Raw genomic sequence first — 8,773 nt, 5'->3', positions numbered from 1 at the left:
CTGCTCATGCCGGTCATCGCGGTGACCGCCGGGTGGCAATGGGCCTTGTGGCTGGTGAGCCTTGCGGCGCTCGTCATGGCGCTCGTGATCGAGCGCTGGCGTGTGCGCTGGGACGACGACCGCGAGCCCGCAACGCCGCTGGCGGCGAACCCCTTGCGCGCCGTCGCGATCATCTGGCAGCGGCGCAGGCTGCGACTGTTGGCGTTCGCCGGCGCCGGCATCGTGGCAAGCCAGGTCTGCATGCAGAGCTACACGGTCGCCATGTTCGTGGAAGAGTTGGATGTGCCACTGGTGGAAGCGGGCTGGATACTCACCGTCGCGCAAGCGGGCGGCGTATGCGGGCGTCTTTTCTGGGGGTGGTACGCCGACGTTCGCCGCGATGCGCTACGGGTGCTCGCATGGCTCGCCGCGACGCTGGTGTTTGCAACCCTCGGCATCGGCACGCTGGCTTTCGGCTGGCCGCGGCCGCTCGTCTACCTGCTGTTCTTCGTGCTGGGCGCCACGGCAAGCGGATGGAACGGCGCCTTTCTCGGCGAGGTGGCGCGCGTGGCGCCGCCCGGACAGGTGAGCCCGGCCACCGGCGGGGCGCTCTTCTTCGTCAACGTGAGCAGCGTCGTAGCGCCGATCGTGTTCGCGACCGCGTTCTCGGTGTTCGGTCGCTACAGCGCAGCCTTCGCACTGCTGGTGCTGCCCGCGATCATTGCGTTCATCTGCTTGCGGTGCGCAATGCAATCGGCGGCAGCCCCCGCAGGCGGCGCCGGCGCGGGTCGTTGACGCGGCAACCCGGGACGCGACGGACCAAAAAAAACCGCAGTGCGAAGACTGCGGTTCGGCGAACAGATCAGGGTCTTAGACCGGCTTGATCTGCGCAGCCTGTTTGCCTTTGGGGCCGGTCTTCACCTCGAAGCTGACCTTCTGTTTCTCCTGCAGGGTCTTGAACCCTTTGGCCTCGATCTCGGAGAAATGCGCGAACAGATCCTGCCCGCCATCGTCCGGAGTGATGAACCCATAACCCTTAGCTTCGTTGAACCACTTCACGGTTCCAGTTGCCATGCGACATCCCGAAAAGATTGAGAAGTGGAGTCTTGCTGTAGCCGCAAGCCTCTCCCGCAAGCGACTCGAGCAGAGCGACACGGACCATGAGCAAGCTGCCGATGGGACGTGGCGTCCAAGCCGCCCCAGTCGATTGCTCGGGCACGATACGGCAATTTTTTGGGCCTCGCAACCGGAATCTAGACCTATGACTTGCGCCTCTTACCGTACAATCGAACGCGTCATTTCGGGCTCCATTTCGGCCCTCCCGGCTCGTGAGGAAGGCGGCTTTGCGCGTCGACATCGTCCAGGCAAGCGGGCTCATCGCTCTAGCCCGGCGGGAAGGAAAACGCATTCCCGTTCCGGGTGTGCTGCGGCCGGCGTGCGCCGCGGATGCCTATGCGATCCAGGATGCAATCGGAAAGTCGCTCGGCGCAGTAGCGATCGCGCCCGGCTGGAAGGTCGGCGCGCCCGATGCGAGCACCGAGCCGAGCGCCGCGCCGATCTACGAGATCCACACCAGCCCGGCGCGCGTGCCGGCGAAGCGCATGACGATGCTCGGGGTCGAGGCCGAGATCGCAGTCGTGTTCGAGCGGGCGCTGGCGCCGCGGGCCGAGCCGTATGACGAGCGCGAGGTTTTGGCGGCGGTGCGCGAGCTGCGAATCGCCATCGAGCTGTGCGACAGCCGTCTGGACGATTGGGAGCGTGCGGACGATCTCACCAGGCTCGCCGACCATCAGCTCAATTTCGCGCTGGTGCTGGGCGATGCCTGCGCGCGATTCCACGACATCGACTTCGGCACGCTGGCCGTGCTCACGCGCGTCGACGGCAGGATCATCAAGCAGGGCACCGGTTGCCATGCCGTCGGCAATCCGCTGCGGCTCCTGCCCTGGGCTGCGAACCATGCCCGCAATCGCGGCGGCATCGGCGTGGGAACGGCAGTGACGACCGGGGCATGGCTCGGATTGCATCGGGTCGAGCCGGGCTCGACCGTGGCGGTCGAGTTCGTGGGGCTCGGGGCGGCGGAGGTTTCGTTTCCGCGCTAGCGCCTCGCTAGATTTGCAGTTCGACCTCGATGTTGTCGATCAGGCGCGTGCCGCCGAGCCGGGCGGCAGCGACGATCACCAGGTGCCTGTCCTTCATGGCTGCGGCCTGAAGATCCGCCTGCCGGCGCACGGCGATGTAGTCGGGGCGCCAGCCGTGCCGGGCAAGCTCGGCCATTCCGTCCAGCTCCAGGCGCTGGATATCGCGGCTGCCTCGCAAGAGCTGGTCGTGCATCGCGCATAGCACCCGGTACAGCCGAGGTGCCTCTTCGCGCTCCTGCGGCGACAAGTAGTGGTTGCGCGAGGAAAGCGCGAGGCCATCCTCGGCGCGCACCGTCTCGGCCGGAATGATCTCGATCGGCAGCGCGAACTGCCGCACCATGTCGCGCAGCACGATGTATTGCTGGTAGTCCTTCTTGCCGAAAATCGCCGAGTGCGGGCGCACCATGTTGAACAGCTTCAGCACCACGGTTGCCACGCCGCTGAAATGCTTGGGCCGTGCCTCGCCTTCGAGAATGTGCTGCAGGTCCGACGGCTCGACCACGAAGGTCTGCCGCTCGGGGTAGATCTCGCGCTCGTCCGGCACGAACACCACGTCCACGCCCGCGGCGCGGCATTGGGCGAAGTCGGATTGCAGCGTGCGCGGATAGCGGTCGAAGTCTTCCTTCGGGCCGAACTGCAGGCGGTTGACGAAGACGCTCATCACCGTGCAGGCCGCGCGCGGCTTGGCGATGGTGATGAGCTGAATGTGCCCGGGGTGCAGATTACCCATCGTCGGCACGAATACGTTGTTCGGCTCGTGCTGCAGGCGTTCGCGCAGGTCGGCTACGGAGTGGATGACGTCCATGAAAAGAATCGAATCGTTCGCGCGCGAGGCGCAAGTGGCGATGGATCGAACAGCGCCCGAGCGGTCAGAAGCTGTGCTCGGGACCGGGGAACTCTCCTGCCTTCACCTGCTTCACGTAGGCTTCGACCGCGTCTTGAATGCTGTCCGCGCCGCTCATGAAATTCTTGACGAAGCGCGCCTTCTTGCCGGGATAGACATCCAGCATGTCGTGCAATACCAGGACCTGACCGTCGCAATCCAGACCGGCGCCGATGCCGATGGTCAATGCCTTGGCGCGCTTGGTCGTTTCCGCGGCGAGCTTTGCCGGCACCGCTTCCAGCACGATCATGCCGGCGCCCGCCTCGGACAGCGCTTCCGCATCCACGACCAGCTGCCGCGCGGCGGCTTCGTCGCGTCCCTGCACGCGATAGCCGCCAAGCTGATGCACCGACTGGGGTGTGAGGCCCAGATGCCCGCACACCGGCACGCCGCGGCTGGTGAGGAAGGCGACGGTCTCCACCATGACGGCGCCGCCTTCGAGCTTCACCATCTGCGCGCCCGCAGCCATCAGGCGCACGGCATTCTCGAACGCCTGCGCCGGGCCGAGCTGGAAGGTCCCGAACGGCATGTCTGCAACGATGAACGCCTTGCGGCTGCCGCGCGCGACACAGGCTGTGTGATAGACCATGTCGTCCAGCGTAACCGGCAAGGTCGAATCGTGGCCCTGGATCACGTTGCCCAGCGAATCGCCGATCAGCAAGGTATCGACGCCGGCATGCTCGAGCAGGCCGGCGAAGCTCGCGTCGTAGCAAGTCAGCATGGCGACCCGGCCGCCGTCCTGGACCATTTTCTGCAATGCCGCTAGCGTGAGGCGCACCTTCGCCGATCTCCTTATGAAACGCTCGCGCGGACCCTTCAGACCGCGGATGCGCTGCAACAATAATTCAAAATCGTCATCCCGATCAACAAAGTTGAGATTGTCGAGTTCACGATGCGGATTGGCAGGGTCGCGTAGTCGTGGAAAAAACGCGCATAGGCGGCGGACAGGCGCGCGAGCACTGTCAGCGGCCCTCGCAGCGCGCGACCCCTCGCGGGTCGACCTGTCCCAGCAGCACCGAGACGCGCCCGCGCCCCGGAACGTTCGCCTGCGGTGCGATCTCGTGCAACGGCACGAGGACGAAGGCCCGTTCGTGCATGCGCGGATGCGGCAGCATGAGCCCGGGCTCGTCCAGCTCGCGCTCGTCGTACAGGAGCAGATCCAGGTCCAGCGTGCGCGGGCCGTTGCGCCTGCCGCGCACGCGACGATGCGCCTGCTCCAGCGCAAGCAATGCGCGCATGAGCGCCTGGGGTTCGAGACCCGTTTCCAGCTCGGCCACCGCGTTGACGAAATCCGGCTGATCCGCATAGCCGACGGGCTCCGTGCGGTAGCGCCGCGAGCGACGCACGACGCGGGTGGACGGCAGCGCCGCCAGGCCGGCAATGGCCGTCTCGATCTGCTGCTCGGGATCGTCCAGGTTGGAGCCGAGCCCGACGAAGGCCCGGTGCGAGTGCGTGCAACCCGAGTACGTGCAACCCATGGTCGTCAGGCCGACGCGTCAGGCTCGGCGGCAACGGTAGGGGCCCGGCGGCGGCGTCTGCGCTTGCGGCGTGGCTCGGCGTCGCGCACGAGCATTGCCTCGCGTTCCTGCGGGCTCGCCTGCTGAAACCGGCGCCACCAGTCGCCCAGCTCCGCTTCCACCTCGCCGGAGTCGCAGCGCAGCTGCAGGAAATCGTACGCGGCGCGAAAGCGCGGATGCTCCAGCACCCGGAACGGCCGCTTGCCGCTGCGGTTCTCCAGCCGCTGCTGCAAGGCCCACAGATCCTTCATGTCGGTGGTGTAGCGGCGCGGAATCGCCAGCTTGTCGGTTTGCGTCTCGAGCACCTGGTCCATGGCCTGGAACAACGCCGGCATCGGCGGGACCCCGCTTTCGCGAACCTTCTTGGAGGTGGCGAGCACCTCGTGCCAGAGCAGGGCTGCAAACAGGAAGCCCGGCGACACGGGCTTGCCTTCGAGAATGCGCACGTCGGTGTTGTTCAGCGCGAGCATGACGAAACGCTCCCCGAGCGGCTGCTCCAGGATCACGTCGAGCAGCGGCAGCAGGCCGTGGTGCAGACCCTCGCGGCGCAGCCGCGCAACGCACTGGGTCGCATGGCCGGAAAGCAGCAGCTTCAGCATCTCGTCGAACAGCCGCGCCGGCGGCACGTTCTGCAGCAAGGATGCGAGCGGCCGGATCGGCGCCAGCGTGCGCTTCTCGATCTCCAGCCCGCAGGCCGCGGCGAAGCGCACGGCGCGCAGCATGCGCACCGGATCCTCGCGGTAGCGCGGCTCGGCATCGCCGATGATCCGCAGCTGCTTCTTCTTCAGCTCGGCGACGCCGTTGTGATAATCCACGATCTGTTGCGTGGCCGGATCGTAGAACAGCGCGTTGATGGTGAAGTCCCTGCGCGCCGCATCGTCGGGCTGCGTGCCGTAGACGTTGTCGCGCAGCAGCCGCCCGTGCTCGTCCATCTGCCCCTCACCGTCTTCGGGATCGTGCGCCCGTCGATAGGTCGCGACTTCGACGGTCTCGTTGCCGCACATGCAGTGCACCAGGCGAAAGCGACGGCCGATGATGCGCGAACGGCGAAAGGCGGCGCGAACCTGCTCCGGGTGCGCGCTGGTGGCGACGTCGAAATCCTTCGGCTGCTTGCCGAGCAGCAGATCGCGCACCGCCCCGCCCACGACGAAGGCCGCGTAGCCGTTCGATTGCAGCGCCTCGATCACGCGCCGAGCGCAAGGGCTGATGCTCTCGCGCGCGATGCCATGGGTCTCGAAGCCGATCAGCTTGGGCTTCGGCGTGCGCGAGAAGACGCGGCGCAGGAGACTTCGAATCATGAGGCGGACGCGCCTTGCGGTTGGGTTGCGACGGAATTCTTGGCTGGCATCGGCTGCAGGCTCGGCATCAGCGTGCGGTGGAAGTCGGATGGAGCTCGAGGATCGACCAGCCGCGGGCGCGCGCATGGGCATCGAGCACGGGGTCGGGATCGACCGCGACCGGATGCGTCACGCGCTCGAGCAGCGGCAGATCGTTGACCGAGTCGCTGTAGAACCAGCTTTCGCTGAATCCGTCGAGGCTCGAGCCCCGCTCGGCGAGCCAGGATTCGAGGCGCACGAGCTTGCCTTCGCGAAAACACGGCTCGCCGCTCACCCCGCCGGTGAAGCACCCGTCGCACTCTTCCGGGTTGGTCGCCACCAGGTTTTCGATGCCCAGCTCCGCGGCGATCGGCCCGGTCACGAAGCGGTTGGTCGCCGTGATGATCACCCGCAGGTCGTCACGATGACGCCCGACCAGCGCGCGCGCCGCATCGCTGATGATCGGTACGATCTTCTTCGCCATGAAGCCGCGATGCCAGGCATCGAGCCGTTCGCGCGGATATTGCGCGAGCGGCTTCAACTGGAAATCGAGGAACTGGCGGATGTCGAGCACCCCGGCTTTGTACTGTTCGTAGAACTCGCGGTTGCGCGCCTCGTAGGTGGCGCGCTCCAGCACGCCCTCCTCGATCAGGAATTGCGCCCACTCGTAGTCCGAGTCGCCGGCGAGCAGGGTGTTGTCGAGATCGAACAATGCAAGCCGCATTCAGTCTCCTGCGATAGCGCCGCCCTGCGCCGGCGTTCCTGCCGGCGCCATCGTACCGCCCTGCGCCGGCGTTCCTACCGGCGCCATCGTACTTTGGACGCCCCTGAGCACGTCTCGCGCCAGCGCAAGCGTGACCGGGCGCTGCGCTTCGAGCGAATGACGGTCGATCAGGTCCACCACGCCGAGCAGCGAAGGCAGATCGCGGCGACCGTGCCGCAGGACGTAGGCCTGGACTTCGGACGGGAGCTCGAAGCCGAGCTCGGCCGCGCGCGCGCGCATGGCCTCGGCCTTTTCGTCGTCGCTCAGCCCGTGCACCTCGTACACCAGTCCCCAGGCGAGGCGGGTGGCCAGATCGGGTCGGACCGGCAGGCGCGCGGGCGGCGCATCACCTGCCACCACCAGTGCGCCCGCCGCCTCGCGTATCCGGTTGTACAAGCCGAACAGCGCGACCTGCGCGCCGCCATCCAGGCGTTCGACCCCGGCCAATGTCACGACCGTCTCGCCGTCGATGGCTGCCAGGGTATCTGCCGCCACCGGGGCACTCAGGCGGATCGCGCAGCGGACGCGCGCGGATGCCTCCCGCACGACCGCGTGCAGCAGATGCGCGCGTCCGCTGCCGGGCGCACCCCATAGGTATACGAAACGCTCGCCGCCCTGGTCGTGTGCGAGATCATGCAGCGCCGCCACCGGCTCGGCGTTGCGACCGGTGACGAAATTGGCGAACGACGCTGCCGGTTGTGTCGACAGCGCCAACGCCAGCTGGCGGGGCGAGGAAAGCATCGTGAGCAGGCAAATAGCGAGTGACGCAAGGGCGCCGCGGAACTCGCAGTCGAGACGATGAGGCGGCGCCAAGTGATGCTATTCTAATCGACCACGCGCCATCGGCCCGGTTTTTGCAGCTGAAACGCAAAGCGCCGCGCCGCGCCGGGACCCGAATCGCACCCCGGCCCAGCCGCCGGCGGGATTGCCGGTCCCATCGTGGACAGCGTGCCTGGAGATCATTGTGTCGTCCGCCAACCCGCCCCATCCGAGCCTGTCCTATCGCGACGCCGGCGTCGACATCGACGCGGGCGACAGGCTGGTGGAGCGCATCAAGCCGCTGGCGGCGCGTACCCGGCGCGAGGGCGTCCTGGCCGGCATCGGCGGGTTCGGCGCCCTGTTCGAGCTCGGACGGCGCTACCGGAACCCGGTGCTCGTGTCGGGCACCGACGGCGTGGGCACGAAGTTGAAGCTCGCTTTCCAGCTCGACCGGCACGACACGATCGGAATCGACCTGGTGGCAATGAGCGCGAACGACATCCTGGTGCAGGGCGCCGAGCCGCTCTTCTTCCTCGACTATTTCGCCTGCGGCCGGCTCGATGTCGACGTCGCGGCGCGGGTGATCGCCGGCATCGCGAAGGGCTGCGAGCTGGCGGGCTGCGCCCTCATCGGCGGGGAAACGGCCGAGATGCCGGGGATGTATCCGCCGGGCGAATACGACCTTGCCGGTTTCGCCGTCGGCGCGGTCGAGAAAGACCGCATCATCGACGGTCGGGCCATCCGGTCCGGCGACGCGGTGATCGGGTTGGCTTCCAGCGGCCCGCACTCCAACGGCTATTCGCTCATCCGCCGCATCCTCGAATTGCGCCCGGCCGATCTCGCCTCGGAGCTAGACGGCCGTCCACTCGCGGACGCGCTGATGGCGCCGACGCGGATCTACGTTCGCAGCCTGCTCGGCCTGCTGGAAGCAGTGCCCGTGAAAGGTATGGCGCACATCACCGGAGGCGGCCTGCTCGAAAACATTCCTCGCATCCTGCCGCCGAACACCCAGGCGGTGCTGGCGCAGTCGGCGTGGCCGCTGCCGGCGGTGTTCGCATGGCTGCAGGAGGCGGGCAACATCGCGCAAGCGGAATTGCAGCGGACCTTCAACTGCGGAATCGGCATGGTCGTCATTGTCGCCAGGGACGATGCGAATCGTGCGCTCGCTCATTTGCGCGGCTGCGACGAAGCGGCCTGGGTGATCGGCGAAGTTGCGGTACGCCCGCCCGGCGAAGCGCAGACGCAGGTTCGATGAAGACGATCGTCGTGCTGGTTTCGGGTCGCGGCAGCAATTTGCAGGCGATCCTGGACGCACGCCTGCCGCTGCGCGTCGCGGCCGTGCTGAGCAACGATCCGCAGGCGCAAGCGCTTGCCCGGGCGCGGGCGGCCGGCGTGCCGACCGCAGCCATCGACCATCG

At 67.2% G+C, this 8,773-nt stretch carries 11 protein-coding genes (1 of these 11 cut by a window edge); 4 read left to right on the top strand and 7 right to left on the bottom strand.

The window, feature by feature from the left end; all coding sequences use genetic code 11:
* Complete coding sequence (locus GEV05_19750; protein ID MPZ45580.1) at window positions 1-774, top strand: MFS transporter; 774 nt, start codon at window positions 1-3, stop codon at window positions 772-774.
* A 75-nt stretch (window positions 775-849) separates the two neighbouring features.
* Here GEV05_19750 and GEV05_19745 read toward each other — a convergent pair whose 3' ends face one another.
* Window positions 850-1,053 (bottom strand): cold-shock protein, encoded by a 204-nt coding sequence (locus tag GEV05_19745; protein ID MPZ45579.1) that lies wholly within the window; start codon window positions 1,051-1,053, stop codon window positions 850-852.
* Window positions 1,054-1,322: 269 nt separating this feature from the next.
* Between GEV05_19745 and GEV05_19740 the strand changes: the two genes are divergently transcribed.
* The gene (locus GEV05_19740; GenBank protein MPZ45578.1) at window positions 1,323-2,078 is read left to right on the top strand and encodes a hypothetical protein; all 756 of its coding nucleotides are present in this window, start codon (window positions 1,323-1,325) and stop codon (window positions 2,076-2,078) included.
* A 7-nt stretch (window positions 2,079-2,085) separates the two neighbouring features.
* On the opposite strand, the gene GEV05_19735 is transcribed toward GEV05_19740, so the two are convergent.
* The 6 genes from GEV05_19735 to hda all read right to left on the bottom strand — a co-directional run bounded on the left by GEV05_19735 (window position 2,086) and on the right by hda (window position 7,337).
* Window positions 2,086-2,922 (bottom strand): pantoate--beta-alanine ligase, encoded by an 837-nt coding sequence (locus tag GEV05_19735; GenBank protein MPZ45577.1) that lies wholly within the window; start codon window positions 2,920-2,922, stop codon window positions 2,086-2,088.
* Window positions 2,923-2,986: 64 nt separating this feature from the next.
* On the bottom strand, window positions 2,987-3,778 hold the full coding sequence (gene panB / locus GEV05_19730; GenBank protein ID MPZ45576.1) for a 3-methyl-2-oxobutanoate hydroxymethyltransferase: 792 nt from the start codon (window positions 3,776-3,778) through the stop codon (window positions 2,987-2,989).
* 184 nt (window positions 3,779-3,962) lie between these two features.
* Window positions 3,963-4,478, bottom strand: a complete 516-nt coding sequence (gene folK, locus GEV05_19725; GenBank protein MPZ45575.1) for a 2-amino-4-hydroxy-6-hydroxymethyldihydropteridine diphosphokinase — start codon at window positions 4,476-4,478, stop codon at window positions 3,963-3,965.
* Window positions 4,479-4,483: 5 nt separating this feature from the next.
* Complete coding sequence (gene pcnB, locus GEV05_19720; protein MPZ45574.1) at window positions 4,484-5,815, bottom strand: polynucleotide adenylyltransferase PcnB; 1,332 nt, start codon at window positions 5,813-5,815, stop codon at window positions 4,484-4,486.
* A 67-nt stretch (window positions 5,816-5,882) separates the two neighbouring features.
* A complete protein-coding gene (locus GEV05_19715) occupies window positions 5,883-6,557 on the bottom strand; it encodes an HAD-IB family hydrolase (protein ID MPZ45573.1) in 675 nt (224 codons plus the stop codon).
* Window positions 6,558-7,337, bottom strand: a complete 780-nt coding sequence (gene hda, locus GEV05_19710; protein ID MPZ45572.1) for a DnaA regulatory inactivator Hda — start codon at window positions 7,335-7,337, stop codon at window positions 6,558-6,560.
* A gap of 223 nt (window positions 7,338-7,560) precedes the next feature.
* Between hda and purM the strand changes: the two genes are divergently transcribed.
* Window positions 7,561-8,610, top strand: coding sequence for a phosphoribosylformylglycinamidine cyclo-ligase (gene purM / locus GEV05_19705; GenBank protein MPZ45571.1), 1,050 nt, complete (start codon window positions 7,561-7,563; stop codon window positions 8,608-8,610).
* Window positions 8,607-8,773 carry the start of a phosphoribosylglycinamide formyltransferase gene (locus GEV05_19700; GenBank protein MPZ45570.1) on the top strand. Its footprint extends 484 nt past the window's final position, so 167 of the gene's 651 nt are visible here — the first part of the coding sequence; the start codon lies at window positions 8,607-8,609; its stop codon lies beyond the right edge, outside the window. Before purM ends, GEV05_19700 begins: the two co-directional genes overlap by 4 nt.

It is taken from the genome of Betaproteobacteria bacterium (assembly GCA_009377585.1).
Lineage (GTDB): Bacteria > Pseudomonadota > Gammaproteobacteria > Burkholderiales > WYBJ01 > WYBJ01.
The sequence above is the reverse complement of the archived record's forward strand: the minus strand, read 5'-3'. Positions and strand labels throughout refer to the sequence as shown.

Bases quoted from the DNA above. Each gene is read 5' to 3' on its own strand.
- GEV05_19745 (MPZ45579.1), bottom strand. From the start codon at position 1,053: ATGGCAACTGGAACCGTGAAGTGGTTCAACGAAGCTAAGGGTTATGGG.
- GEV05_19735 (MPZ45577.1), bottom strand. From the start codon at position 2,922: ATGGACGTCATCCACTCCGTAGCCGACCTGCGCGAACGCCTGCAGCAC.
- folK (MPZ45575.1), bottom strand. From the start codon at position 4,478: ATGGGTTGCACGTACTCGGGTTGCACGCACTCGCACCGGGCCTTCGTC.
- pcnB (MPZ45574.1), bottom strand. From the start codon at position 5,815: ATGATTCGAAGTCTCCTGCGCCGCGTCTTCTCGCGCACGCCGAAGCCC.
- GEV05_19715 (MPZ45573.1), bottom strand. From the start codon at position 6,557: ATGCGGCTTGCATTGTTCGATCTCGACAACACCCTGCTCGCCGGCGAC.
- hda (MPZ45572.1), bottom strand. From the start codon at position 7,337: ATGCTTTCCTCGCCCCGCCAGCTGGCGTTGGCGCTGTCGACACAACCG.